The organism is Mesorhizobium sp. M0145 (assembly GCF_040322355.1).
GTDB lineage: Bacteria > Pseudomonadota > Alphaproteobacteria > Rhizobiales > Rhizobiaceae > Mesorhizobium.
In genome coordinates, this window is sequence record NZ_JAMYTK010000018.1 from 66,799 (window position 1) to 90,733 (window position 23,935).

The following is a 23,935-nucleotide window of genomic DNA, read 5'->3' on the forward strand; positions in this document are numbered from 1 at the left end:
AGGGCGTGCAGGTATGTGATTTGGCGCTAATATACACTTTCTAGTAGGCAGGCATCCGCGGGGCGCTATCGAATCAAAATGAGGGATTATGGATGGCGACTCTCCATTACACGTCGGGCGGATCCGGCACGGACATTGCACAAGCCGGATTCAATCTGGCTAGCGTGCAATACGTTGACCAGGTCAACGAGCTGCCAGAGGGCATGAAAGGCTTGGTGTACCTTGACGAGGCCAACGGCGTAACCCAATCCTTTATCGACAAGGTTACTCCTTTCCTCGGCAACCCGAATGTATTTGGGTTCTTCCTGGTTGACGAGCCGGATCCCACCGGCCAATGGGGCACCTACGCTTCCGCCGCGAATCTGAAGGCTGAATCCGACTGGATCCATGAGCATTTTCCAGGCGCCAAGACCTACATCACAATGATGAGCTTGGGGACGTCGGCGAATCCGGATTTTAGGGGCACGTACAATCCCGCCAATACGGGTATCGATTACTACGGCATAGATGTCTATCCCGTCCGCACGGATGGCCCGGTCGACTACAACATGATCGATAAATTCGTCGCCGCCGCTCAGGCATCGGGCATCCCGACGAGCCAGATCGTTCCGGGCTACCAGGCGTTTGGAGGTGGCGAGTATAACACCGACATGGGTGGCAAATATGTGGTGCCCACCGCCGCCCAGATGGAAACCATGATGGAGCACTGGGCCAAGCTGGTTCCGTCACCCGCCTTCGACTACGCATACGCCTGGGGTTCGCAGCGAGGCGACACAGCGTTGGAGAGCTCTTCGGAACTGCAGGCCGTTTTCCGGGAACACAACCTTGCAACGACGGGGACCACTCCGCCTCCCGTCGACACAAGCGACACCTTGTATGGCACCAGCGGCGACGATGTGTTTCACGGGGCCGGCGGCCACACGATGATCGGCTATGGCGGCAATGACACCTATTATGTCGATGACATCCGCGATAAGGAGATTGAGGCGGCGGGTGGCGGTACAGACAAAGCACTTGCCTCCGTAAGTCATGCCCTTGCGGCCGGCTCCGAGATCGAGCTTCTCGCCACCAACAATGCATCAGGCACGGCGGCAATCAACCTCACCGGCAATGAGTTCGCCCAGACCCTCCAGGGCAATGCCGGCGCGAACGTTATCAATGGCGGCGGTGGCGCCGACACCATGACCGGCTATGGCGGCAACGACACCTATTATGTCGACAATGCTGCCGACAAAGTGGTCGAGGTCGCTGGCGGCGGCTCCGACAAGGTGCTCGCCTCGGTGAGCTATGTCCTTTCGGCCGGCTCGCAGATTGAGCTCCTCGCCACCACGAACCCGTCCGGCACGACGGCGATCAATCTGACGGGCAACGAGTTCGCCCAGACCGTCCAGGGCAATGCCGGCGCCAATGTCATCAACGGCGGACGCGGCGCGGACACCATGATCGGCTATGGCGGCAACGACACCTATCATGTCGACAATGCTGGCGACAAAGCGATCGAGGCGGTAGGCGGCGGCACCGACAAGGTGATCACTTCGATGAGCCATGCGCTTACCACCGGCTCGCAGATCGAGCTTCTCGCCACCAGCAATCCGTCCGGCACGGCGCCGGTCCACCTCAACGGCAACGAGTTCGCCCAGACCATCCAAGGCAATGCCGGTAGCAATGTCTTCAATGGCCTCGGTGGTGCCGACACGATGGTCGGCTATGGCGGCAACGACGGCTACTATGTCGACAATGTCGGCGACAGAGTGATCGAGGCGGTAGGCGGCGGTCGCGACAACATAGCCATTACGGTGAGCTATGCGCTTGCGGCCGGCTCGGAGGTCGAGCTTCTCGCCACGAGGTATCCCTCCGCCACCACGGCAATCAACCTGACCGGCAACGCCTTTGCCCAGACCATCCAAGGCAATGCCGGCGCGAACATCATCAACGGTAGCGGCGGTGCCGATATCTTGACCGGTAACGGAGGCAACGATGCCTTCGTGTTCAATAGCGCCCTTGGAGCCGGCAATATCGACAAGGTCACCGACTTCAACAAGCTCCAGGACAAGATCCACCTCGATGACGCCGTTTTTGCCGGGCTTAAGCTGGGTGGCCTTTCATCCGATGCTTTCTTTGCTGGCACGGCTGCGCATGACAGCTCCGACCATATCATCTACAACAGCTCAACCGGGGCGCTCTCTTTCGACAGCGACGGGATCGGTGGCGCAGCTCAAATCCAGTTCGCCACTCTCTCTCCAGGTCTCTCACTTGCAGCAGGTTCGTTCCTTGTGATCTGAACGACCCGGAACGGCGGACCTTCGAGCCGGTCCGCCGCTCTATCTTTGTTCAAGCAAAGGATTCAAAGCTGGGCGCCCATTCCGGGCCGAGGTTTACGCCCGGAAACTACATCGGAGCACCCGCTCAGCCGATCCAGTCGCGCCGGCGATCCCGAGGACCACGCTTGGTTGAAAGTTGAGGGTTTCTGCTGAACAGCAAGTGGTGGATGCGTCTTCGTACCTCGCTTCTATCTTCGTCTTTCAGACGAGACAGCAGCCAGCCCGCCGCCTGCGGAGCTTGGGCCGCAACTCGCCGTGACGGAGCAGCTCTGGCATTGTTTGCTAGTGGATCGATCGTACGGAGGAGTTCGGTTTTGGATTCCCCTTTGCGCTGGTCGTGCGCAGCTTGTGAATGCGCACGGGTATCAAGATCGACGTCACAACCTTTGACAAGAAGCGGCTTGAGGCCATCACCGCCGCGCGGAGTTCGCCTCAGAAGCATGTTTGGCGCGAAGATCATCCTCCTGAGCGGGGATGGCTTGGGAACCATGCTCGACGGCTCGGTCATCGGCCGCAATATGCAGCGCCACCGCCATCAGGAGTTCATCCGCTCCTCAACGCCATCGAGACCGAGCTCCCGCCCGACAAGGCCGTCCACGGTCCGCGCCTGTTGACCGGGGCATCGGCGATGGACCTTTCACTCCGTTCCGACATCCTGCTCCTGGCTCAACGCCGTCGAAGGCTTCTTCGCCAAGCTGACGCGCCGTCGCCTGAAACACGGCGTCTTCCACTCCGTCGTCGACCTCCAGGCCGCCATCAACCGCTTCATCAAGGAACATAATCAGGCGCCTCGACCCTTTCTCTGGAAGGCCGATCCCAACCACATCATCGCCGCCGTCAAAGGTGGGCACCAAACGTTGGAATCAATCAACTAGATGCCTACCAAGTCACTGAGCGCCGAACGGATCTGCGGCCAATGAAACTCGGGGCATTCCTCCCGGCTTGGCCTTGCGCAACACGGCATCGAGTTTGCCCGCTACACCGGCGAGAGTAATGGCGCGTGTTGTTGAGATCGCTTGCAGCAGATTCTCCGCCGATCGCCAGCCTTGCACTCGGCCCTGAGCGAGACGGTGTAGCCGGTCTTCCGGCAGCCGCATCCCAGCGTGCCTGATCGCGACCACAGGAGCCAATCCCGGCCCTTACTCCTCTGCTCCGCGCTCAGCGAGGCTGTTCAAGGCGATGAGGTTCTTCGCCTGGGCCAGGCTGTCGGGCGGCTCGTTGCGGTAGCGGGGTCCGATTTCCATAAAAAGGACGGTCCCAGCCAAGAAGACCAATTGCAGTCCAGCCCGGCACATCCGTGGATGCTCACCAGCGAAGCAAATTGTTGCGGCCGGCTCGGCCCGAGCCGACATCGTGTCGGATGGCTGCCGTCTCCGATCGAACCTCTGCGGCTCACTTTGCGTCTCCGGGGTGCTTGCGAATCCCGAGGCTGCTGTCTAGCATCGTACGATGTTATCAGGACTCACCCGACACCTCGTTAAGAATGCGAACAGGCTTAGAGTGCCGGCCATCGCCCGTTCGGTGCAGCGCGCCCGTCTGACGTATCTTTCGGACGCAAAGTTTATTAGCCTTCGCGATGCAATCAGGCGGTTGAGGCGTGAAAAGGTCCCCGGCGATTTCATCGAATACGGTATCGCACTCGGTGGCTCCGCAATCTTCATCGCGTCCGAACTCGACGGAGGCCGTCATTTCCACGGCTACGATGTGTTCGACATGATTCCGAGCCCGACTGAACAGGACGACGAAAAATCCAAGGCCCGTTACGAGACCATCCGGTCGGGACGATCCAAAGGCATTGGCGGTGATACCTATTACGGGTATCAAGGCGACCTATTCGATAAGGTGAGTGCCAGCTTCAAGGGCTTTGGCGTCCCGGTCGATGGCGAAAAGATCGTCCTTCACAAGGGCCTGTTCGAAGAGACGGTGCACTTTCATCCGGAAACCAGAATAGCCTTGGCCCATCTCGATTGCGATTGGCACGATCCGGTCAAATTCTGTCTTGAGCAGACCCTAGAGGTGTTGAGCCCAGGCGGGCTCATGATCTTGGACGATTACAATGACTACGGCGGATGCCGGAAGGCGACCGATGAATTCCTTGCTGGCCGCGCAGACTGCCGTCTGATACGAGTCCTCCCTCATGCCGTGATCCAGCGATTATAGGTCGCATCCTGGTTTGCGCAGTTCACCTCGCCGAGGCCGATCTGGGCGCCGAGCCTTGGCATGTCATCAGGCCGCCTGGCGACGCCCATGAACCTCATGTCCATAGCCGACGCTAGGGGCAGGTTGATGTTTTCAACCCGCCGTGTGAAATGGGCGCGGGATGGTGAACATGTCTGATGATGAACAAACGGCTGCGGTGCGCTGGACGTGAAGTCCGAACTCCGCGCGGTCGGCCGCGACAAGCCGCTGCTGCTGGTGGCGGCGATCCTCTGCCTGTATTGTGCGTTTATCGCCGGACCGATAGTCTATGCGGTGCTGGCCGTCAACGGCATTGCAGATTTCTTTAAATGAAGCCGGTTTCGGCGATCTCGCTCCGTTCCGCCGCGCCGCGTCTATCGGCCCCGAAATTGCTTGAAGATGAAGACCTATTCGTGAGTTGCGAACCCGGGAACGCGTCCGGCGCGTGCCTGTCATGAAGATGGGCTCGCTGTATTTTGTCTGGTGGTCGAAATCGCAGGACCCGCACCAGAAGCCGCAGGACAGCGGACGGTAGCGCCGGGAATTGGGCCGACGCCTCGGCCTCGACGATCAACCCGAGCCGAAACACTCTCCGCCCAGGATTTCTGGTCGAATTGCCGTGCCATGTTGGTGCGACCTCGAGGGGCTGCCGACAGCAATTCTTCTGACGTCTTTCGGCGATTTTCACGGCGTCTAGACTGGCGGACTCGATCGTCTCGCAAGCTTGCAAACCGCCGCCGCTTGTCGCAAATAATTGGCCGCGGGCGGGCGATCGAGGAGTCATCCATTGATGAATGTCCAATCGCGCATGCATGCTTTGCTTCGCTCGAGCCCGCTCCGATATTATTTTCACCTCGCAAAGGCTCGCCTTGCCGGGTCTCCGCAATCAGACGAAAGTGTGATCCTGTCGCAGATTGTTGGCCGAAGCCCGAAAACGTTCTTGGAATTTGGTTTCCATCCGACGGAATACAACTGCATTGGGCTTAGTGAATTCAGGGGTCTGCTCGTCGACGGCGACGCAACGACCGTGCGGTTGGCGCGCTCGCTGCTTCCAAAGCGGATTGAAGTGCGCCAGAGCTTCATTGATCTCGACAACATCGAAAGTCTCGCCACGCATTTTCCGCAGCTTGGAGTGCTTTCCGTCGATGTCGATGGAAATGACTACTGGTTTCTGCAAGCCTTGCTGCCAGTGCGTCCGGCCGTCATTGTCGCGGAGTACAACGCCAGTTTTGGTCTCAATCCCATCACAGTGCCGTATGATCACGCTTTCGATCGCACCGCCAAGCACGACAGCGGCTGGTATCACGGTGCATCGATCACCGCCCTGACCAATCTGTGCAAGAAGTACGGCTACAAGCTCGTTGCCGTCTCGTCCGCCGGCGGGAACGCGTTCTTCTTACCTAACGGTTCGGACATGCCGGGATTGGAACCGGCTCAGTCCTATCGTGAGAGCGCTCTTCGCAACCGATGGTCCGGCACTACGGCGAAAGATCAGTGGGACCGGATCAAGTACATGACGTTTGTCGACGTGCCCTGAGACCCCCGGGAAGAAAAATGTACACTGGGCCACCCCTGCAATTCACGATCAAAGCGATTGATGCCCAGCGGCAGCTTTCGATGCCAATTGCCACCAGCGATGACGAGGCGGAGATGCGAGCGCATTTCAAAGAGATTTGCAGCAAAATGCCGCACATGCATGTAGCGCTATACGATGGCACGACGCTCATTGATGAGCGGCAGCCAAAGGCATCACTTCACTAGGTCTGCTGGCCGCACCAGCGAATCGGCCGGGACGTCAGTTCGCACTATGGAACCGGCGGAGATAATCGCCCGATCGCCGATCGTGACACCCTTCATGATCATGGCACTGTTCCCAATCCAGACATCGTCTCCAATCACGATCGGAGCGGAGCGGATGCCAGGGTCGACTCTAGGATGGCCCCGCTTGAAGATGGCTTGCATCTGCGCGAAGCGCTTCTTCGGGTCCATAGGATGCGAGTTGGTGTCGTGGATCGCCACACCCCATGAGACGTGTACCCGCTTTCCGATCTTGATCCCCACCGGGTCTGACGACCAAATCGTCGAGCTTGGGCCAAGATAGAACCAGTCATCAATCTTGATCCGACCCTCGTGGGCAAAGACCTGCAAATGCCCATCCAAATGGCTGTCCGCGCCGATTGAGACGCGAGACCGGTCGCCGTGGATATTGAAGATCTCTGCCCCGGCGCCGAACTTCGTGCGCGGCCCGATGACGGCATTCTCCCTAGCGGCGCCCGTGGCGATCCACGACCAAAAACGGCGGCGAAGAGTGAGAACGGGGGAGAAGACGCGCATTCGCGAACATCTGCCACACAGGACCATTCCAGTCTAGGCTCCGAAGAAGCCCCGGCGCGACAGACCACGGAGTTCCTCAGCGTCGAAAGTTCCGTGACGCAGACTGCCCGCAGCATTCGGATGGAGCTCATCGCCCATGTAAAGCAACGAGGTCAGGTAGCCGATGCCACTCTCACCACCTACGTCGATTAACGGTATGGACAGCAGCTTCGCCACTTCGCGCTCGGCGTTGAAGAACTGGTCCATGGTGTTGCCTTGACCGTTTATCCTTCCTGTTCGGTGCGTGACACGGATTGGCGACGGCCTGCCCGATCTCGCGCCTGCGCGATTCAGTATAGACAAGATCGCGCCAGACGGCGGGGTAGTTCAACCGTGATCTTGACCGGCCGGTCATCGGGAATGGCGGAGAGTTTCAGCTTGGTCATAATGGATCCCTTCGGCGCCGCACCCGGTCAGCACCAAAGCTTTCCGCGATGCGCACCTGATCGCAGAGCGCTGAGCGGAGTTGCGGCCATGGAAACTCGGAGCATTCCTCCTAGGCTTCGCCCTCCTGCAACAGGGCATCGAGCTTGCCCGCCACACCGGCAAAAGTCGTAGCGTGGGTGGTTGAGAAGTTGAGAAGGCTCCCAGAAGATACTCGCCCGGTCGCAAGCCTCGCCTTCGGCCCTGAGCGCACTGGTGTAACTGTCTCCTCGGCCGCTGCATCCCAGCGTGCTTGATGCACTGCGAACTCAGGTTCGGCCTTCTCTCGGAGAGCGGCGGTATCCGGGCCGTTTCCGAGCACTTCATTGAGCCCTCGATCGAGTGGACCGTCAGTTCCTCACCTTCGGGCACGCGGAGGGTCATACAAGGAAAGCCGACGCTTTCGACTAGCCTTGTCTCCAGGCGCTGCTGCCTGCGGCAAAGCCGCTCGCTCTGCTTGTGGACTCTCCCTCGGCTTAGCTGGGAGACCTTTCATCCGACGCTTTCTTTGCTGGTACGGCCGCGCATCTAGCTCCGACCATATCATCTACGACAGCTCAACCGGAGCGCTCTCTTTCGACAGCGACGGGATCGGCGGCGCAGCTCAAACGCAGTTCGCCACGCTTTCTCCAGGTCTCTCGATTACGGCAGGCTCATTCTGCGTGACCTGAAAGAGCTGGAGCGGCGGACCTTAAGCTCAAGCCGGTCCGGCGCTCTATCTTTGTTCAAGCACCGGATTTCCAAGCGAAGTGACCAGTCCGGGTGGCGCTCTCCTCCTGGGGCTAGCGCGACGTACCCTCCATAAGATTTGCCCGAAAAATGGAATGGTATCGTGCTTGTCCTCGCTGATGCTGCTTAAAAGAGGCCTGCATGGTTTCACTCCATGTCAATACTGAGATCTGGGGATAGCCCGACGGCGTCAAAAGCACTCAAATATCTGCAATTTGTCGCTGCCTTGACCTTGAGCAGAGATGCGGAGCTCCATTCAACTCGCGACACTCAATTATGCGCTTGTAGTAGCCGAGGAGGGCAGCTTTCTGCGCGCGGCGCGGCGCGCCGGGATCGATCACACTGCGCTCAGCCGGCGCATACGCGATCTCGAATACGCGATGGGAACAAGGATATTTCATCGCCATGCCCGCGGCGTTGGCCCAACCCCGGCCGGCGAGCGTTTCCTCGATCGTTTGCGCTCCGTGCTGCTCGAACTGGACAATACTCTCACGCTGGCCAGGACCGGCATTAAAGATGAACTACAAAGGCTTTCCATCGGCTGCAACGGACTCATCCTCGCCGGGCGAGCGCTGGATGCGGTCATTGAGTTCGGGCAATGTCATCCCAATGTGACCGTCAGCTTGATCGAAGGGTCTCACCCTGAACCTGGGGCTACCTCGCGCGGGGCGGAGGTCGACGTTGCCGTTACTTCCTCCTCGCAATCCACTGGCAGCGCATTCGAACTGAGATTGTGGAAGGATACCCTAGCGGTCGTTCTCGCTTCCAGTCATCCCCTCGCAAGCCGTCCCGTGATCGAGTGGTCGGAGCTAGGCCAGGAGACGCTGCTCGTGCGCAGGGGCGAAGCATTTCTGCTCGCCGACGCTGTTGGAAACGGCGTGCAGGTTCCCGCAATTGTCGAACATCACGTCAGTGCGGGAATCCTTCTGCGCCTTGTCGGAAACGGCCTCGGAGTCGCTCTGATCCACGATGGAGACGCCAACAGTGTTCCTGAAGGTGCGGTCTGCCGTAAGCTGCGGATCGGGGGCAAGCCGATCCAAATCTCCAGCTTTGCCCGTTGGCGCCCGGATAACGCCAATCCTGCCCTGCCGATCTTCATCGCGTTCCTGCGCGATCGGTATTCGTCCTGACGGCCGCAATGACCCGAATAGTCATCCCGCCTTCAGGGTTCGTCGGGCTCTAGCAAAGGCTCTGTCCGTTGTCATGAACCGGGTCAGCATCGGCACTATCAGCTTTGCCGGATCGGCGACTATCTGTCCGGTTTCGCGGCCGAGCAATTCAGCATAGGCGACGAGATCGCGATGAACGGCGCCGGGCAGTTCGACCGTGATCTTGACCGGACGGTTATCGGGAATGGCGGAGAGTTTCAGCTTGGTCATGACCGATCCTTTGGCGCCGCACCCGGTCAGCACCAAAGCTTTCGGCGATGCGCACCAGGTCGCTGAGCGCTGAACGGATTTGCGGCCAAGGAAATTCGGAGCATTCCTCCCATGCCTCGCCCTCGCGCAATACGGCATCGAGCTTGCCTGCCACACCGGCGACAGTGGTGGCGGGAGTCGCTGAAAACGCTTGCAGCAGATCTTGCATTTTCTCGCCAGCCTCGCGCTCGGCCCTGAAGGCGGCGGTGTAGCCAGTTTTCTCCGCAGCCGCATCCCAGCGTGCCTGATGCGCCGCGAAATCAGCTTCGGCCTTATTGCGGAGAGTCGCCTTATCTGGCGCTTTGCCGAGCACTTTATCGAGCATCTCGATCGAATGGACCGTCACCTGCTCACCCTCAGCCAGGCGAACGGTCACACAGGGAAAGCCGATGCTCTCGACAAGCATTGTCTCCAGGCGCTGCTGCCTGCGGCAAAGCCGCTCGGTCTGTTTGTGGACTGTCTCCCATTCCCGCCAAAGCACCAGTGCAGGATCAGAACGCACATTCGTGCTTCCGGCGCCGTTTGCGGACGCGTTGCCTTCGAGCGTCCACGCGGTGGTGGCCACGACTGTTCCCGCAAGCACTCGCCTGCGGGTGACGTAAGGCAGAGTCGTGGTATTGTCGGAATCAGCCATGATCCGAGCTCCAATCAGCTTGGGTTGCGGTCAGGCCGGGCGGGATGGTGCAAACATCCTGTTCGGCCGCGAATTTGCCGCATGTATAACCGGGACAATTTGACAAGTTACCGGTGAAAAGTCAACCCAAGAGATAAACGTTTGACCTATAGTAAAATTTCTGCCGCGCAGTGTCGGGGCGCTCGCGCGATGCTGGGGATAAGTCAGCGCGAGCTGGCGGACGCGGCCAAGGTATCACGGCCTACGGTGGTCGATTTCGAGCGAGGCGCCCGGGTTCCGCATCCGAACAATATGGCAGCGATTCGCCAAGCGTTGGAGGTTGCCGGTATCGAATTCATCCCAGAAAACAGCGGCGGACCCGGCGTACGACTGGTACGCCATCTCGAAAGTAAATGACCTCACGGCAGCGAGCAAACCGAAATGCGGGAGCATCCCGCGACTGTATCGTGCCGCCAGCCGCACTCTTCTTACAACCTCATCGAAAACAGGACCGACAAGACTCGTTACGGTCGATCTTACCAATGCGGAACGGCTCGCTGCCAACGAGTTCGGCGGCTCTGGCCAACATTGGCACCACCACAGTTGCGGATTCTCGACCTTACTCCGCCGCTCCGCGCTCAGCGCATTGTTCAAGGCGATGAGATTTTTTGCCCGGCCAGGCATCCGGGCTAGGGCTTGCAGAACTCGGCGAGCTCGAACACCGCTTCGCGTTCGCGTTCCTCGAAACCAGGACCATCGAAAACCTGGTCGGCGAAAAGCCCGCTATGCTGGACAAGGGAGCGCATCGATCCGATCGCAAATTCGACCAGGGCCTTGGCAGCATCAATCTGGTAACGTAGACCGCCGGGTCTGAGGTTCGATGAGACGACGCCGTGAACCGTATGGCGGAAATCGAACTGCCTCGTCAGCGCAATAAGCCTCTCGGCCCTCTCGGGAACGACGCGGCCACCGACCATGAGGTCAAGGGTCGTCAGTTCCAGTTCGACGGCTTCGACGCCCATATCGGCAAAGCTGCGAAAGTCCGCTTCAAGGCTCTCCATCTGCCATTGGAAGAGACTGAGTTGAAACCTGCGGCGATAATGTTGCTCATAAGCATCCCCCAATGACGGGCGGCCAGGAATGCCAGGCCGGTCCGGATTGTCAGGTGAGATGGCAATTACAGAACCGATGCCATTCTCGAAACGAGTCTTCGTTCGCCCCAAGTGCGATCGAGCGGTCTACGCTATTGCCAGTGGGCCTACATTAACTCGGATCGGACCGCGACGACCTCGAGTCTCACAAAGCAGACTGCCTGCCCCCGAACCTGGAAGCTCTCAAGAGCACCTCTCGTTCACACAGACTTGATACTGAGAATCCCTTTCTCAAGCTAAACTATTACAGGTTCACGCAAATCACCTTGTCATCGTGGCGAATTCATCAGCCTCCAGAGCTGGAGGAACTGGCAAGATGCGCGGCATGAGGCAAATCAATTCGACCGCCGGAGGCCCTGCGGTTGCAGAGTTTCCGGGTTTGAGTTTCATTGCTGCGGCGTGCTCGCAGATCCCAGGAAAAGACCGGTGAAGTTCGCAACACCTTGAATTCTGGGCGACACGCAGAGGTTACAGCCCGCCTTTATGTACGCCGCAACGGCTCAGATCTGTCTGGGTTCGGTCCACTCGGCGCCCGAGAGGCGAAGATTTCGGGATCGAGGCGCTTGAGCCACTGCGCGCCAGACAGAGCGATCCGATCCGTGTCATACTGTCAGGCAAGACACTAGCAATTTGGGGGCGAGCGGCAGATGAAAGAAGAGAACGACGTTCAGAAGTTGGTGCGCACGCTGCGTGCTCGAGCACCTGATGACGCGGCTGAATTGCTTGCCCGAGAGTCTCCCGAGTTCATCCGGGACACACTAAAATTGTTGCCGGATGGGCACGCCCGCAAAGTGGCGGAGCATTTGCCCGCGCATATGAGGCCTATCAAGCCTGATACGGATGGCAAGGATTTCGTGATCCCCGATTCGCTCGTCGAACTGATGGACCCGATTCCCGCCAGCGTTCCTGTCGGGACGACGGTTGCCGCCGCAGTGGAGGCGGTCAGACGCGCCCAGGTGCCGACCGAGCTCACTTATCTCTACGTCACGGACGGGGGCGATAAATTGGTTGGCCTGGTGGTCCTGCGCGATCTGATGCTGAGCGAACCGGACGCGATGGTCGATCAGATCATGCTGCCAAAGCCGTTCGCCCTTAACGTCGGTCTGTCTTTGAGCGACGCCTGCAAGGCGGCGGTACGCCGTCACTACCCTGTCTATCCGGTGGTGGACGCGGAGAACCGGCTGCTCGGGCAGGTTCGCGGCTGGCGCTTGTTCGAGCAGCAAATCATCGAGATTTCTGCCCAGTCTGGCCAGATGGTGGGTGTCCAGAAGGAGGAGCGTTCTTTTACGCCGCTATTTTCAGCCTTTTTGAAGCGTCATCCGTGGCTGCAGCTGAACCTGCTAACGGCCTTCATGGCCGCTTTCGTGGTCAGTTCGTTCACAGGCACGATCGAGAAGATCGTCGCCCTGGCGGCATTTCTACCGGTCTTGGCCGGGCAGAGCGGAAACACCGGCTGCCAGGCACTGGCTATGACGCTGCGTGGCCTTGCCCTGGGCGATGTGGACAAACGACCGAAGCTGCACCTGGTGATGAGGGAGGGCGCGCTCGGGATCGCCAACGGCGTGCTCGTCGGTCTTGTGGCGGCTGCGGCGATGTGGTTCTACGCCTCGCGGCAACCGGAGTCGGCGGCCCAGGCGCCCATGCTGGCACTTGTGATCCTGCTTGCCATGTCCGGATCGTGCCTCATGTCCGGAATCTCCGGCGTGCTGATCCCGTTGGGCCTGCGCCGGGTCGGCGCCGATCCGGCGGTCGCTTCGGCGATCTTTCTCACCACCGTGACCGATATCGTAGGCATGGGCCTGATGCTGGGGCTGGCCACCATGCTCGTGCTGTAGCAAGACGCGTCCGGTGACGCGTCCCTGGGAGTCGGGGGCGATAAGCTGACCTCCTCGCGTTCAACGAAATAGCAAGAGCCAGGCCGCATCGCGCACGCGTCGTGAGAAGCACCCTCCGGCAGCTCTCCGACCCCTTGCGCAACGCGACGGAAGACCTTTGGATGAGCCGTGGGTGACCTTGAAGCCTCATTCGGTGACCAGATACGCGCAGAATCGCGCAAACAATATTAATCTTGTCGGGCGTGCGATCCACGACTGGTGATGATTTGAGTTAGCTGCCGCTGGTGCCGAATACTTCAATTGTTACAGCAACGCTGAGAAGATGTTTTTACAACCAGCGCAGCCGAAATACGAATAACCCCGGTGGTTTGTTGCGCAACTGCAACAGCTGCTGAGACTCGCATGGTCTGGCGACCGTTCAGTCGCCTTTTTCTTGTGGTCGTGCTAAATCCTTCGCACTAGTCGGGTTTGGGGTGGGTTCTCGGCATGCAATCTTCGTTTCCAACTATCTTCGGCTTCGCCGCGGCGCTGCTTTGTACCGGCGTATTGCCGGCCGGCGCGCAGGGGCTTTTTACGGCCTATGACGATGCGTTTTCGGCCCGCATCGCCAGTCCGGCCGACAATGGAACGCTCGCCCAATTCGTCACGGTTGCCGTCAATGCGGGACAATACGATCAGGCGATCTCCTCAATCGAGCAGTATCTGATCAAATATCCCCGCGATGCGCGCGCCCGGCTTGCGGCCAGCCGGTTGTATTATCATGTCGGCTCCTATGAATTGGCCCGGCGGCAGGTGCAGTACGGCATCGAAGTCGGCGGTCTGACCGCAAGTGAGCAGCAGGAAGCCGTTCGCCTGCTCGCCCGCATCGAGCGCGCGTTGCGTGGCGTCACCTGGGAACTCGCCCTGACCGGCGGCGTGTTCAGCGCATTTACCGATTTTGAGCGGGGCGGGGCGCAGGACGACGACAGCTTCGTCTCGCCCTATGGGCGGGCGGAAGGCTTTGTCCGGTGGGACCTCGGCACGCCAAGCGCCGACGCTCTCGTCCTTTCGGGGTCGTTGACTGCGACACAGCGCTTTTTCACGGAAGACCTGTCGGTTCCGGGTAGCGAGAAGACTTTTATCCACGGCAACGCAGCGGTTACCTGGGACAAGGGGCTGCCCAACAGTGGGATCGATTCGCTGCGCCTGCTGCTTTCCGCGTTTACCGTTACAGATCGTTTCGACAGCGACATCCACGAAACCGGCATCGGCCTCAGTGGACGCTTCCTCGTTCGCCCGACGGTCGAAACGACGCTCTTCGCCGGTGGCGGCTACATCGATCTAAGCGCCTCGCAAGGCATTTTCGCCGATAGCAGGGTCTTCTATGAGGCAGGCGGCAGCTACCGCTTCCGCAATGGCCAGGCGCTCGGACTGCGCTTTGTCGGCTCGAATGACTTCGCTTCCGGATCTGGCGAAATCGGCCACAGTTACACGGGCGAGGTCCGCTATGGCGGCCTGTTGATGAACGTCCCGGATCTTTTCGCGTGGTCGCACCAGGTCGCCTTCTCCGCCGGCCACAGCGACACTCCCGATCTGTCCGTCGGCATCGGCACAAACATAAAGAGCGACTTCTGGCGCATTGCCTCCGAAAGCGATTTCCAGCTCACCGAGGCGCAGAAGATCAGCGTCGATCTCGCCTATCGCGAAACCAACTTCGATATCGCAAACCGCGACCGAAAATCGTTCGAAATGCTCATGAGCTATACGTTGACGCTCAATTGAAAGAGGCCGCGATGAGGACCCCGTACCGTCAGATCGCCATTTTTGTCGCCTGCCTTGCCTTCGCGGCACCATCCGCCGCTGAGACGGTCGGGTCGATGACGGCCTATCAGACCAACATCGTCCGCAACAACGGCGGGACAATGAACGTTGGTGCCGGCGTCGAACTGGGCGACCAGCTGCGCAGCAATCCCACCGGTCTTGGAATGCTGGTGTTCCGGGATGAATCGAGCGCCAAGATTGGTCCGAACACCAGCCTGACGATCGATGAATTCGTCTACAATCCGGGCTCCGGATCGGGAAAGATCGACATCGGGATGAACAGCGGCCTGGCCCGTTTTTATGGCGGCCAGGTTTCGAAAGGGGGCGTCATGCAGGTTGCGACGCCGCACATGGTGCTGGGGGCGAGAGGCGGCATCATAGAAGTGCTGGTGGCAGCCGGCCAGACCGTCGGCATACTGCGCGCCGGCCGCATGACCTGCACGATCAATGGCAAACGGCTGGTCATCACAAACCCGGGCTACGCCTGCACATCGGAAGATGGCAAGCTGCTGACCGGCTACGGCGGAATCGACACCTTCCCGATATTGGACAGCATCGACCGGATAGCCGGCACCGGCCTGCCAGGCGCACCGGGTCCTGGATTGGACGTAAGCGCGATTTGTGCGTCGGCACTCGGCGGCTCGCTCAAAGTCTGCGAGTCCACGGACGGCGCATTGCCAGGAGTGGTCATGGAGTTCCCCGACAGCCTAACGCCACCTGTGGGCGGGGGCGTGGATAAGGGCGAGTGTGAGGGTGAGGGTTGCTGCTATTACTGCAATTAGGCCTGGCCGCACGACATGAGCCTCTTGGTCGGTTGGCGCTGGGCTGATTGGCGGCAAGCTGGCAGGCGCAAAATATCCGGTCTTGCGGTCGTGCTCCTGCTGCTCGCTTGCCATTTGGCTTTCGACGGGCCGCTGTCGCGCCTGCGCGAACGCACCTACGACTTCTACCAGTTTCTCGCCCCACGCCAGGCGACGAGCAATCCTGTCGTGATCGTCTCGATAGACGACGCCAGCCTCAAGGCACATGGGCGATGGCCCTGGAACCGTGGCCTCTTGGCCGATCTGGTCGATGGCATCACCAAATCCGGCGCGGCGGTGGTCGGGCTTGCGCTGGTACTCCCCGAGGCCGACACCTCGCCTGAGGGCATCGCCGGAGACAAGCGCCTGGCAATGGCATTGGCCAAAAATCGAACGGCGCTTGCCGTCAGCCTAGGCGATGAGGCGACGGTTTCAGAAGCAGAACCCAAAGCCGGCTGGTCGATCGTCGGGCAGGTACCCGACACACTTCCCGGCTTCACCGGCCTGACCGGCTCGCTTGCCGAATTCTCGAACGCTGCCGCGGGCCTCGGCGTGATTCGCACCTTGCCCGATCCCGACGGCGTACTGCGCCATGTGCCGCTGCTCTGGCTTCGCAACACCGCTCAAGGCGTGCAGCTGTGGCCGTCCTTCGCACTCGAGCTCCTGCGCCTTTACGCCGGACAGGACGGTTACATAGCCCGGATGAATTCCGCCGGGTTCGACGCACTCAGGATGGCCGGCACCATCGTGCCGCTCGAGCCGGAGGGGAGCATCCGCCTCTGGGAAACCGCCACGGATACGCCGCGCATATCTGCCAGCACTATCCTTTCGGGCGCCGGTGATCCGCGGCTGCGGGAGGCCATCGCCATTGTCGATCTGTCGGCCGTGGGACTGACGCAGTATCTGCCCACCCCGACGCGTCCAGCGCGACCAGGCGCGGACATCCACGCCGATGCAATCGCCCAGTTGCTTGCCGGGCGCTACCTTGCAGAGCCAACGCATGCGCGCACGTTGGAGCGGCTCTGGTTTGTCCTTAGTGCCGTCGTTTTCATCGGGCTTTCCGGAGTGCTCGCCGGGCGTGTCGTGCTTGGTGCCCTCGTTCTGGCGCTGCTGGCCGTCACGCCCTTCGTGTTCGGCGCTCTCGAATACAGCATGCAGGGTAAACTCTATGACCCGCTGCAGCCGGCGCTGGCGACGATCCTGGTAGCCGGCTTCGAAGGCTATGTCCTCTACAGGCGCAGCGAGCAGCGCCGGTCCACCCTGGCACGGCAATTCTCCCAGTATCTATCGCCTTCCGTGGTGCAGCGCCTCGCAAGCTCGGACACCGAAGCGATCCTGTCCGGCGAGAAGCGCGAGATCACGATCCTGCTCAGCGACATACGCGGCTTCACGACGATGAGCGAACAGCTCGATACCCAAGAGATCGCAACGGTGGTCAACCATTTCCTCGGCATTGCGACCGATGAGATCCTCAAGCGCGACGGCACCATCGACAAGTTCATGGGCGATGCGGTGCTCGCCTTCTGGAACGCGCCGCTTGATCAGCCGGATCATCGCGAGCGCGCGCTCGACGCGGGCCTTGCCCTGATCGAGCGGGTGAAGCGCGAAGACGCCGCCTTCAGCGCGGACGGTCATCCCTCCATCGAAATCGGCGTCGCCATCGAGACGGGCATCTGCTCGGTAGGCAATTTCGGCTCCGAACGGCGCTTCGATTACACCGCGATCGGCTCCCCGGTGAACCGCACGGCACGGCTCGAGTCGACGACCAAGAAGCTGGGCATCCCCCTGGTGCTTGGTCCCGGCTTTGCGGCAGGAGCGCCGATGCCGGTCGTCCAGGCGGGCGCCTTTGAGCTCCAGGGTTTCAAGGGCGAGGTGCCGGTTTTCACCGTTCCGGAGATGCAAGCCACTCGCCAGCGTATGGGCCGCGAAGATCGGGACCAACACGGCGAGCAATCTGGCGCCCCAGCCATGCTGGACGGTTCGCCGCTGTCGCCGGAAATGGCTGCTCCTGATCTTGCACCCCGAATCCGAAGAAAACGGTGATCGGATCCAGTGGATCGCTGGGTGCCGACCTGCATTACGAACTGATTTACTCCTTAGGGAGGCCTGGCGGTTTGCGTGCCCTCCCCGTTTGTCATTCGCCGCGCATGGTCGCCTGGAAGCTCGGCAGATGCTTCCTTTGTGCCTCGAGCATTTTCTCGCGATAGACGCCATAGATGACGTCGGTGTCGTGCAGTGTGACGCCGGCAATTGTCGGCGAGGCAAAAACCGGCAGTTCGATGCCGCGTTTCGAAAGCGCCTCGGCGGTGCGGGCGATCAGCTCATGCGCCAGGATCATGGCAAGCACGGTCGACGAACCGGAGACCGGCCGGCTCCAGCCCTCGACCGGCACGATGGCATCCTCGATCGGCGAGCAGGTGTCGATGACAAGGTCGGCGGCATCGGCAAGCCGTTTGCCGGACGAGTGTGTCGCCGGCTTGTCGAGATTGTTCTTGCTGGTCACCGCGACGACGAAGATGCCGCGTTTTTTCGCATAGAGCGCGGTGTCGATGCCCGACGAATTGCGGCCGCTGTGGCCGAAGATGATGATCGAATCGCCTTTGTTCAGTGGCTGGTGGTCTAGGAATTTCTCGGCATATTTCTCGGTTCGCTCCAGCCACAGAAGTTCGCGCACGCCACCGGCGCCGAGCACGTTGTGCCACATGACGCGCGGGTCGGTCAGCGGATTAAAACCGACATAGCTGCCGTAGCGCGGAAATACTTCCTGGACCGGCAACACCGAGTGGCCCGAGCCGTAAAGATGAACCAACCCGCCGCTCTCGAGCGTGTCGGCAAAGCGGCTGGCCGCCACGCCAAAGGCTTCGGCATTGGCTTTGGACGCCTGTTCGATGAGGGCGGCAAGGCGAGGTATGTAAAGATCGGACACGTGGATACTCCTGTTATGTGTCGGCTTCGGTAATGGCTCAGCTTCTTGCGCTCGGCGGAGCGCGACCGGCACGCAGCGTCGAGCGGATTTCGTAGCGGTCGCCCCGCATCACGGAGACGGTGAATTCGAACGGGCCGCGCTCGTCGGTGGTGATGCGCTCGACCACGAAAGCGGGACTCCCCGCAGCCAGATCGAGCAACTCGGCATCCGCCGCCCCGACAGCGCCAACACGGTAGTTTTCGCGCGCCGCGACCGGCACGATGCCGTAATGGCGTTCCAACGCTTCGTAGAGCGAGCCCTGCAACAGGCCGGCATCGAGAAAGCCGGGCACGCGCGCGGCCGAGAGTTGCGCAGTCTGAATACCGATCGGTTCGTTGTTGCCGAGCCTGAGCCGCCGGATGCGCACCACCGGGTCGCCCTCCTCGATCTCCAGCGCTCCGGCCGCGGCGGCATTGGCGGTGGTCAGGCTGCAGTCGAGCAAGCGCGAGCCGGCGACCACGCCCATATTGCCCATTTCCTGCGTGAAGCTGGTCAATTCGCGAGTGCCGGCGACCAGCGTGGTGGAGCGCACGAAGGTGCCACGGCCATGTTCGCGCCTGAGCAGCCCGTGCTCCTCCAGATTGCGCAGCGCGTGGCGCAGCGTGATGCGGCTCACCCCGAACAGGGCGCACAGTCTGTCTTCGGCCGGAATCTGGTCGCCGGTCGCCCACTCGCCACTCTTGACGATGGCGCGAATGGCCTCCTCCACCTGATACCAGAGCGGCTCGGGCCTTCTGCGGTCGGGCAGATGGAAGCTCGCTTGGCTCATCTAATCTGCCTCCACTGTGCTCCGGCGAGACCGGCCAGCGAGGCGCCGACGAGACCGGCGCGGGAGCCGAATTCGCCGGACCGCAGAACGACATCGCGCAGATGCGGCGGCAGATGACGCTGCAAAGCCGCAAGCAGCGGCGGTCCGACCACGTCCAGCGCATCGGCAAGCCCGCCGGAAATCAGGACCGCCTGCGGATCGAGCAGCGCGACCGCACCCGCAAGGGCAGTGCCCAGCCGGCGCGCCGGCAGCTCCAAGGCGTCAAGTGCGGCCGTGTTGCCAGCCCGGGCCGCCTCGACCAGCCCGCCGCCATTGGCCAGCCCGATCTGGCGCGCCGCGGCGTCGAACGCCCGCCCGGAAGCGAAGCGCTCCAGCCAGCCGCTGCGGTCCTCGCCTTCATCCTCGATGTCGGCGCAGGCCCAGCCGAATGAGCAGGCGCCGCCACGTGCGCCTGCAACGATGCGGTTGTTGGCCAGAACGGCGGAGCCGATGCCGGTGCCGATCGCCAGCAGGATGGCATCGGACAAGCCTTTTGCAGCACCTTCGACCGCCTCGGCCAGCATGGCGACCTGCGCATCGTTGCCAATGGCAACAGGCAGACGAGGAAACAAGGTCGCGACGTCGACACCATCGAAATAGGGCAGGTTCGGAACCCAGCGGCAGATCGAGCCCTCGACAAGCCCCGGCACCGCCAGGCCAAGTGCGTCGACCGGACCGGCCTCGGCGCCCAACGCACCGACGCGGGCGACGAAGGCATCAAGACTTGCTGGTGCGGGCTCGCGGCTGAGCATCTCGAGCCAGCGAACATCGCCGGTATGGATTGCGGCGCGCAAATTGGTGCCGCCAAGATCGATGGCCAGAACGCGTGTCATCGAGAGCGACTCCGACTGGCTGCCGCCCGGTCCCCGGCGCGCCAGTTCCACACGGTGTCGTCGGCTCTGGTCGGCAGTGCGATACAGACGCCGGTGCACGCGGCGGCGAAGCCGCCGATCAGGCTGAGCGCTGCGCGTCGATGAACCATGATCAGTCTCTCATTCGACATCGGCTTCCTTTGGGGCGGCTAAGTGTCATTATAACGACATGACTTTGTTCGCAAGAGCCTTTGCGGCACGTTTGGGCATATCCGGCAGTGAGAAACAGCTCGAACGATCGCAGCTAATTATCTGTTTTCAAGGAGCTATCATTCCCATCATAGGCCGGTAAGAAATCGCCCACCACGCCGGCAGGACCTCTTCACGAAGATAGCGCTTGCATCGTCGCTTCAAGTTGTCATAACGTCATGGACATCGCTGTGGCTATGCGGAGGGTCGGATGTCTTTGGCTTGGATTTCGAAACTGGCACTGGCTGCAGGGTTGTTGGCCTCGCCCACCATTGGTTGGGCCCAATCGGTCAACATCTCCTATCTGACCCACTGGTCGCCCGAAACGGTCGCTTTGCTGGACGCCGCGGCCAAGGACTACACTAACAGCAATCCGGATGTGACCGTCACCGTGCGCGCCGTCCCCTTCGGCGATCTCCTGACGACACTGCGTTCCCAGGGCGGCAGCTCGGACGGGCCGACGATCGGCGGCATCTATGATTTGTGGCTGCCCGAACTGGCACGAGACAAGCTGGTCGCGCCGGCCCCCGATGCGGTTGCCGGCGAGGTCAAGAGCGCGTGGCCGGCCGGTGTCGTCAGTGCGGCCTCTGTTGGCGCCACGCTTTACGGCATTCCAAACGAGATCGACGTCTATGCGCTGAACTACAACAAGGAGCTGTTCAAGCAGGCAGGCATCACAGCCGCGCCGAAGACCTGGTCCGAATTGAAGGATGCGGCCCAGAAGCTGACCAGGAAAAATGCCGGCCAGCAAGGCTTCGGCATGATCAATTCCTGGGCGGCGGGCGTCGTCCATCCCTTCGCCTCGCTGCTGGTCTCCAATGGCGGCGAGTTGGTCAAGGACGGCAAACCGATGCTCGACAGTCCTCAAGCCGGTGAGACTTTCCAGCTTTACGAGGACCTGATCAAGTCCGGCGCCAGCGATCCGGCGATGGCCACGGCCGACGCCAACACAACCGGCCCCTTCCTAGACAATTTCGTCTCCGGCAAGACCGGCATGATCATCATGGCCAACTGGTGGGAAAGCGCATTGAAGAGCGGCATGGGCGACAAGTTCTCCAATATCGCCACCGCACCCATCCCGGTCGGTCCGAGCGGCGACAAGCCGCACTCGATCTCCTATTCATGGATGACCGTCGTCAACGCCAATGCCGGTGAGGCCGAACAAAAAGCGGCATGGGATTTCCTGGTATGGCTGAACAGTCCGAAGTCCGGCAAGAACGGCGCATCGGCAATGTCGGATATTCTGATGTCGATGGGCATCCTGCCGACGCGGACCTCCGACATCGAAGCCCATAAGGACAAGCTCGGTTCCGAGTTCCTGTCCGGCTATGTCAGCGTGCTTGCCGACGCCAAGCCCTTCCCTGTCGTCCCGGGCGGCCAGGAGTTCAGCGAATCGCTGCAGCAGACGCTCGAGGCGTTGCAGTATGGGCAGCTCTCGGCCAAGGATGCGCAGGCGAACGCGCAGGCCGATGCCGTCTCGATCCTGGAGCGTGCCGCCAAATAGCGAAGGCGCTGTTTCGAGAGCCCGACGCTTTGGAAGCAGAGCGATGATCAAGACCTATCGTGCCTCGGCGGGCATCATGCTGGCACCCGCCGTGACACTGATCGGCGTTTTCATCCTGCTGCCGATGCTGCTTACCATCTGGCTGTCATTCCAGGACTGGTCGACGCAGACGCCTTTTTCCAATGCGAGCTTCATCGGCTTCGACAATTTTCGCGAAATATTCGGGCCGACCTCGGTCGGGCGGGATTTCAAGCGAGCGCTGCTCAACACCACCATCTACACGGCATTGTCGGTGATGCTCATCCTGCCCCTTTCGGTAGTGTTCGGCTTGATGGTCCACCAGCGCGATGTCGCAGGCGGCACGGCGCTGCGGACCGTGTTGTTTTCCACCTACATGGTGCCGATGATCGCCGTGACGCTGGTCTGGTCGAAGCTCTATTCGCCGAGCGAGGGGCCGCTCAACCAGGTGCTCGGTCTCGCCGGCATCGGCCCGCAACTCTGGTTGTCCTCGCCAAGATCGGCGTTGATCTCGATCGTCGTCCTCAATGTCTGGCAGCAGATCGGCTATTTTACGGTGCTGGCCGTTGCCGGGCTGACCCAGATCCCGGGCAGTCTTTACGAGGCGGCGACGCTTGACGGCGCCAACCGGCGCGAACAGTTCCGCTTCATCACCTTGCCGCTATTGAGCCGCACGCTCTTGTTCAGCGCCGTCATTGCCATCATCAACGCCGTGCAGGTGTTCGAGCCGGTGGCGCTGATCACCCAAGGCGGGCCGGTCGGCTCGACCAACGTGCTGACCTACCATATCCGCCGAGTCGGCATCGAGCGGGCACAAGGCGGGCTGGGCTCGGCCATGGCAGTGATGCTGATGCTGGCGCTGATCGTCATTGTGTGTGCGCTGTTTGCATTCGCCAACCGGAAGGATGACGAATGAGCGCGCCGGACCGCTCAGCATCGAGCCGGTTGGCGCGCAAACGCCTGGCGGGCCGCAGAGCGCTGCTCGCCACGCTGATGCTGCTGGTTGCCGTGGCCTCCGCCTTCCCGCTGTTGTGGATGGTGCTCTCCAGCCTGAAAACGCCGGCCGAAACCATGCAGGTGCCGCCGGTGTGGATACCGCGCACGCCGACCCTCGAAGCGTACGAGAAAGTGTCCGGCGTCATCAATGTCGGCCGCTCGATGTGGAATTCGCTCGTGATCGCCACGATCACCACCGCCGGCATTCTGGTCACCAGCATGATGGCTGGCTACGCCTTCGCCAAGCATCACTTTCCCGGCCGCTCACTGCTGTTTTCGGTGCTGATCGCCACCATGTTCCTGCCGCCGATCGTCACGCTGATCCCGCTTTACCGTCTCGTCGGATCAATCGGCCTGACCGCCAGCCTTGCCGGTATTATCGTGCCCAATCTCGCCAATGCGTTCGGCATTTTCCTGATGCGCCAGTTCATAGCCGGCGTGCCCGACGATCTGATCGACGCAGCACGGATGGATGGGGCGTCGGAACTCCTGATTCTGTTCAAGATCGTCGCGCCGAGCGTGGCGCCAGCAATCGCGGCACTGGCGCTGTTTGCCTTCGTCTATCACTGGAATAGCTATCTCTGGCCGCTGACCGTTCTACAGGGCAATGCACACGAATATCCGATCGTCATCAGCCTTAGTCGCCTGCTCAGCTACAATCGAGGCGCTCTCAACACGGGACTGGTGATGGCTGGGGCGACGCTTGCCGTGCTCCCGCCACTGGTGCTCTTCGGCTTGCTGCAGCGGTTCTTCGTGGATTCGATCGTCGGCTCGGCGGTCAAGGGATAGCGTCGGCGGCATTGGCTATCTGTTTATCGCGAATCTGATGCGAATGCCTCACAAAGTGAACGTCGGACGTACGTTGTTGTCACTTACCGAACAAACTCAACCACCTATGTCCTGGTGCATGGTCGGCCAGCTCGCCTTTCCGCGTACATCGCC

23 protein-coding genes and 1 pseudogene are annotated in these 23,935 nt (G+C 60.9%); 15 read left to right on the forward strand and 9 right to left on the reverse strand.

Annotated elements, in window-relative coordinates; translation table 11 throughout:
- The first annotated feature begins 92 nt into the window (after nucleotides 1-92).
- From NKJ28_RS23365 to NKJ28_RS23390, 6 genes and pseudogenes are all read left to right on the forward strand, one after another.
- Nucleotides 93-2,282 carry a calcium-binding protein gene (locus tag NKJ28_RS23365; RefSeq protein WP_352637089.1) on the forward strand — a complete coding sequence of 730 codons (2,190 nt, stop codon included), beginning with the start codon at nucleotides 93-95 and terminating at the stop codon, nucleotides 2,280-2,282.
- A 527-nt stretch (nucleotides 2,283-2,809) separates the two neighbouring features.
- Nucleotides 2,810-3,196: pseudogene (locus NKJ28_RS23370) on the forward strand (IS630 family transposase); the annotation flags it as partial.
- A gap of 625 nt (nucleotides 3,197-3,821) precedes the next feature.
- Nucleotides 3,822-4,481, forward strand: a complete 660-nt coding sequence (locus NKJ28_RS23375; protein ID WP_352637091.1) for a TylF/MycF/NovP-related O-methyltransferase — start codon at nucleotides 3,822-3,824, stop codon at nucleotides 4,479-4,481.
- Nucleotides 4,482-4,688: 207 nt separating this feature from the next.
- Nucleotides 4,689-4,832 carry a hypothetical protein gene (locus tag NKJ28_RS23380; protein ID WP_352637092.1) on the forward strand — a complete coding sequence of 48 codons (144 nt, stop codon included), beginning with the start codon at nucleotides 4,689-4,691 and terminating at the stop codon, nucleotides 4,830-4,832.
- Between the two features lie 457 nt (nucleotides 4,833-5,289).
- Nucleotides 5,290-6,036, forward strand: a complete 747-nt coding sequence (locus NKJ28_RS23385; protein WP_352637170.1) for a hypothetical protein — start codon at nucleotides 5,290-5,292, stop codon at nucleotides 6,034-6,036.
- A gap of 17 nt (nucleotides 6,037-6,053) precedes the next feature.
- On the forward strand, nucleotides 6,054-6,260 hold the full coding sequence (locus tag NKJ28_RS23390; protein ID WP_352637094.1) for a hypothetical protein: 207 nt from the start codon (nucleotides 6,054-6,056) through the stop codon (nucleotides 6,258-6,260).
- On the opposite strand, the gene NKJ28_RS23395 is transcribed toward NKJ28_RS23390, so the two are convergent.
- From NKJ28_RS23395 to NKJ28_RS33030, 3 genes are all read right to left on the reverse strand, one after another.
- Entirely contained in the window at nucleotides 6,249-6,833 is a 585-nt protein-coding gene (locus tag NKJ28_RS23395; protein WP_352637096.1) for an acyltransferase, read from the reverse strand. The two genes, NKJ28_RS23390 and NKJ28_RS23395, sit on opposite strands and share 12 nt — an antisense overlap.
- 33 nt (nucleotides 6,834-6,866) lie before the next feature.
- Nucleotides 6,867-7,079, reverse strand: coding sequence for an SGNH/GDSL hydrolase family protein (locus NKJ28_RS23400; protein WP_352637178.1), 213 nt, complete (start codon nucleotides 7,077-7,079; stop codon nucleotides 6,867-6,869).
- A gap of 83 nt (nucleotides 7,080-7,162) precedes the next feature.
- On the reverse strand, nucleotides 7,163-7,258 hold the full coding sequence (locus NKJ28_RS33030) for a DUF2274 domain-containing protein (protein WP_502900261.1): 96 nt from the start codon (nucleotides 7,256-7,258) through the stop codon (nucleotides 7,163-7,165).
- Between the two features lie 1,008 nt (nucleotides 7,259-8,266).
- Between NKJ28_RS33030 and NKJ28_RS23410 the strand changes: the two genes are divergently transcribed.
- Nucleotides 8,267-9,154 (forward strand): LysR family transcriptional regulator, encoded by an 888-nt coding sequence (locus tag NKJ28_RS23410; protein ID WP_352637098.1) that lies wholly within the window; start codon nucleotides 8,267-8,269, stop codon nucleotides 9,152-9,154.
- A gap of 21 nt (nucleotides 9,155-9,175) precedes the next feature.
- On the opposite strand, the gene NKJ28_RS23415 is transcribed toward NKJ28_RS23410, so the two are convergent.
- Both NKJ28_RS23415 and NKJ28_RS23420 read right to left on the reverse strand, forming a co-directional pair.
- The gene (locus NKJ28_RS23415; RefSeq protein ID WP_352637099.1) at nucleotides 9,176-9,403 is read right to left on the reverse strand and encodes a DUF2274 domain-containing protein; all 228 of its coding nucleotides are present in this window, start codon (nucleotides 9,401-9,403) and stop codon (nucleotides 9,176-9,178) included.
- Nucleotides 9,369-10,076, reverse strand: a complete 708-nt coding sequence (locus NKJ28_RS23420) for a hypothetical protein (RefSeq protein ID WP_352637100.1) — start codon at nucleotides 10,074-10,076, stop codon at nucleotides 9,369-9,371. The genes NKJ28_RS23415 and NKJ28_RS23420 overlap by 35 nt, the downstream gene beginning before the upstream one ends.
- Nucleotides 10,077-10,217: 141 nt before the next feature.
- Here NKJ28_RS23420 and NKJ28_RS23425 point away from each other — a divergent pair, with 141 nt between their 5' ends.
- The gene (locus NKJ28_RS23425; RefSeq protein ID WP_352456073.1) at nucleotides 10,218-10,472 is read left to right on the forward strand and encodes a helix-turn-helix domain-containing protein; all 255 of its coding nucleotides are present in this window, start codon (nucleotides 10,218-10,220) and stop codon (nucleotides 10,470-10,472) included.
- Between the two features lie 272 nt (nucleotides 10,473-10,744).
- On the opposite strand, the gene NKJ28_RS23430 is transcribed toward NKJ28_RS23425, so the two are convergent.
- Nucleotides 10,745-11,116: a hypothetical protein gene (locus tag NKJ28_RS23430; RefSeq protein ID WP_352637102.1), complete on the reverse strand. Its 372-nt coding sequence runs from the start codon at nucleotides 11,114-11,116 to the stop codon at nucleotides 10,745-10,747.
- A gap of 737 nt (nucleotides 11,117-11,853) precedes the next feature.
- On the opposite strand from NKJ28_RS23430, the gene NKJ28_RS23435 reads away from it, so the two are divergent.
- From NKJ28_RS23435 to NKJ28_RS23450, 4 genes are all read left to right on the forward strand, one after another.
- Nucleotides 11,854-13,041 carry a magnesium transporter gene (locus tag NKJ28_RS23435; RefSeq protein WP_352637103.1) on the forward strand — a complete coding sequence of 396 codons (1,188 nt, stop codon included), beginning with the start codon at nucleotides 11,854-11,856 and terminating at the stop codon, nucleotides 13,039-13,041.
- Between the two features lie 486 nt (nucleotides 13,042-13,527).
- The gene (locus tag NKJ28_RS23440; protein WP_352637104.1) at nucleotides 13,528-14,802 is read left to right on the forward strand and encodes a tetratricopeptide repeat protein; all 1,275 of its coding nucleotides are present in this window, start codon (nucleotides 13,528-13,530) and stop codon (nucleotides 14,800-14,802) included.
- An 11-nt stretch (nucleotides 14,803-14,813) separates the two neighbouring features.
- Nucleotides 14,814-15,623, forward strand: a complete 810-nt coding sequence (locus NKJ28_RS23445; RefSeq protein ID WP_352637105.1) for a FecR family protein — start codon at nucleotides 14,814-14,816, stop codon at nucleotides 15,621-15,623.
- Nucleotides 15,624-15,638: 15 nt separating this feature from the next.
- Nucleotides 15,639-17,684, forward strand: coding sequence for a CHASE2 domain-containing protein (locus NKJ28_RS23450; protein ID WP_352637106.1), 2,046 nt, complete (start codon nucleotides 15,639-15,641; stop codon nucleotides 17,682-17,684).
- Nucleotides 17,685-17,775: 91 nt separating this feature from the next.
- On the opposite strand, the gene NKJ28_RS23455 is transcribed toward NKJ28_RS23450, so the two are convergent.
- The 3 genes from NKJ28_RS23455 to NKJ28_RS23465 are packed head-to-tail and all read right to left on the reverse strand — an operon-like array spanning nucleotide 17,776 to nucleotide 20,247.
- Nucleotides 17,776-18,567, reverse strand: coding sequence for a sugar isomerase domain-containing protein (locus NKJ28_RS23455; RefSeq protein WP_352637108.1), 792 nt, complete (start codon nucleotides 18,565-18,567; stop codon nucleotides 17,776-17,778).
- 37 nt (nucleotides 18,568-18,604) lie between these two features.
- Complete coding sequence (locus tag NKJ28_RS23460) at nucleotides 18,605-19,375, reverse strand: GntR family transcriptional regulator (protein WP_352637109.1); 771 nt, start codon at nucleotides 19,373-19,375, stop codon at nucleotides 18,605-18,607.
- Nucleotides 19,372-20,247, reverse strand: a complete 876-nt coding sequence (locus NKJ28_RS23465) for an ROK family protein (RefSeq protein WP_352637110.1) — start codon at nucleotides 20,245-20,247, stop codon at nucleotides 19,372-19,374. The genes NKJ28_RS23460 and NKJ28_RS23465 overlap by 4 nt, the downstream gene beginning before the upstream one ends.
- 439 nt (nucleotides 20,248-20,686) lie before the next feature.
- Here NKJ28_RS23465 and NKJ28_RS23470 point away from each other — a divergent pair, with 439 nt between their 5' ends.
- Genes NKJ28_RS23470 through NKJ28_RS23480 form a run of 3 tightly spaced genes read left to right on the forward strand, consistent with a single transcriptional unit; the run spans nucleotide 20,687 to nucleotide 23,782 of the window.
- On the forward strand, nucleotides 20,687-21,979 hold the full coding sequence (locus tag NKJ28_RS23470; RefSeq protein WP_352637111.1) for an ABC transporter substrate-binding protein: 1,293 nt from the start codon (nucleotides 20,687-20,689) through the stop codon (nucleotides 21,977-21,979).
- Nucleotides 21,980-22,022: 43 nt separating this feature from the next.
- Nucleotides 22,023-22,913, forward strand: coding sequence for a carbohydrate ABC transporter permease (locus tag NKJ28_RS23475; protein ID WP_352637112.1), 891 nt, complete (start codon nucleotides 22,023-22,025; stop codon nucleotides 22,911-22,913).
- Nucleotides 22,910-23,782: a carbohydrate ABC transporter permease gene (locus NKJ28_RS23480; protein ID WP_352637113.1), complete on the forward strand. Its 873-nt coding sequence runs from the start codon at nucleotides 22,910-22,912 to the stop codon at nucleotides 23,780-23,782. The genes NKJ28_RS23475 and NKJ28_RS23480 overlap by 4 nt, the downstream gene beginning before the upstream one ends.
- The last annotated feature ends 153 nt before the right edge of the window (nucleotides 23,783-23,935 follow it).

Coding starts and splice junctions, on each gene's coding strand:
- NKJ28_RS23435 (WP_352637103.1), top strand. CDS start 11,854: ATGAAAGAAGAGAACGACGTTCAGAAGTTGGTGCGCACGCTGCGTGCT.
- NKJ28_RS23470 (WP_352637111.1), top strand. CDS start 20,687: ATGTCTTTGGCTTGGATTTCGAAACTGGCACTGGCTGCAGGGTTGTTG.
- NKJ28_RS23420 (WP_352637100.1), bottom strand. CDS start 10,076: ATGGCTGATTCCGACAATACCACGACTCTGCCTTACGTCACCCGCAGG.
- NKJ28_RS23390 (WP_352637094.1), top strand. CDS start 6,054: ATGTACACTGGGCCACCCCTGCAATTCACGATCAAAGCGATTGATGCC.
- NKJ28_RS23465 (WP_352637110.1), bottom strand. CDS start 20,247: ATGACACGCGTTCTGGCCATCGATCTTGGCGGCACCAATTTGCGCGCC.
- NKJ28_RS23450 (WP_352637106.1), top strand. CDS start 15,639: ATGAGCCTCTTGGTCGGTTGGCGCTGGGCTGATTGGCGGCAAGCTGGC.
- NKJ28_RS23475 (WP_352637112.1), top strand. CDS start 22,023: ATGATCAAGACCTATCGTGCCTCGGCGGGCATCATGCTGGCACCCGCC.
- NKJ28_RS23385 (WP_352637170.1), top strand. CDS start 5,290: ATGAATGTCCAATCGCGCATGCATGCTTTGCTTCGCTCGAGCCCGCTC.
- NKJ28_RS23415 (WP_352637099.1), bottom strand. CDS start 9,403: ATGACCAAGCTGAAACTCTCCGCCATTCCCGATAACCGTCCGGTCAAG.
- NKJ28_RS23445 (WP_352637105.1), top strand. CDS start 14,814: ATGAGGACCCCGTACCGTCAGATCGCCATTTTTGTCGCCTGCCTTGCC.
- NKJ28_RS23400 (WP_352637178.1), bottom strand. CDS start 7,079: ATGGACCAGTTCTTCAACGCCGAGCGCGAAGTGGCGAAGCTGCTGTCC.
- NKJ28_RS23480 (WP_352637113.1), top strand. CDS start 22,910: ATGAGCGCGCCGGACCGCTCAGCATCGAGCCGGTTGGCGCGCAAACGC.
- NKJ28_RS23440 (WP_352637104.1), top strand. CDS start 13,528: ATGCAATCTTCGTTTCCAACTATCTTCGGCTTCGCCGCGGCGCTGCTT.
- NKJ28_RS33030 (WP_502900261.1), bottom strand. CDS start 7,258: ATGACCAAGCTGAAACTCTCCGCCATTCCCGATGACCGGCCGGTCAAG.
- NKJ28_RS23395 (WP_352637096.1), bottom strand. CDS start 6,833: ATGCGCGTCTTCTCCCCCGTTCTCACTCTTCGCCGCCGTTTTTGGTCG.
- NKJ28_RS23365 (WP_352637089.1), top strand. CDS start 93: ATGGCGACTCTCCATTACACGTCGGGCGGATCCGGCACGGACATTGCA.
- NKJ28_RS23460 (WP_352637109.1), bottom strand. CDS start 19,375: ATGAGCCAAGCGAGCTTCCATCTGCCCGACCGCAGAAGGCCCGAGCCG.
- NKJ28_RS23430 (WP_352637102.1), bottom strand. CDS start 11,116: ATGGAGAGCCTTGAAGCGGACTTTCGCAGCTTTGCCGATATGGGCGTC.
- NKJ28_RS23410 (WP_352637098.1), top strand. CDS start 8,267: ATGCGGAGCTCCATTCAACTCGCGACACTCAATTATGCGCTTGTAGTA.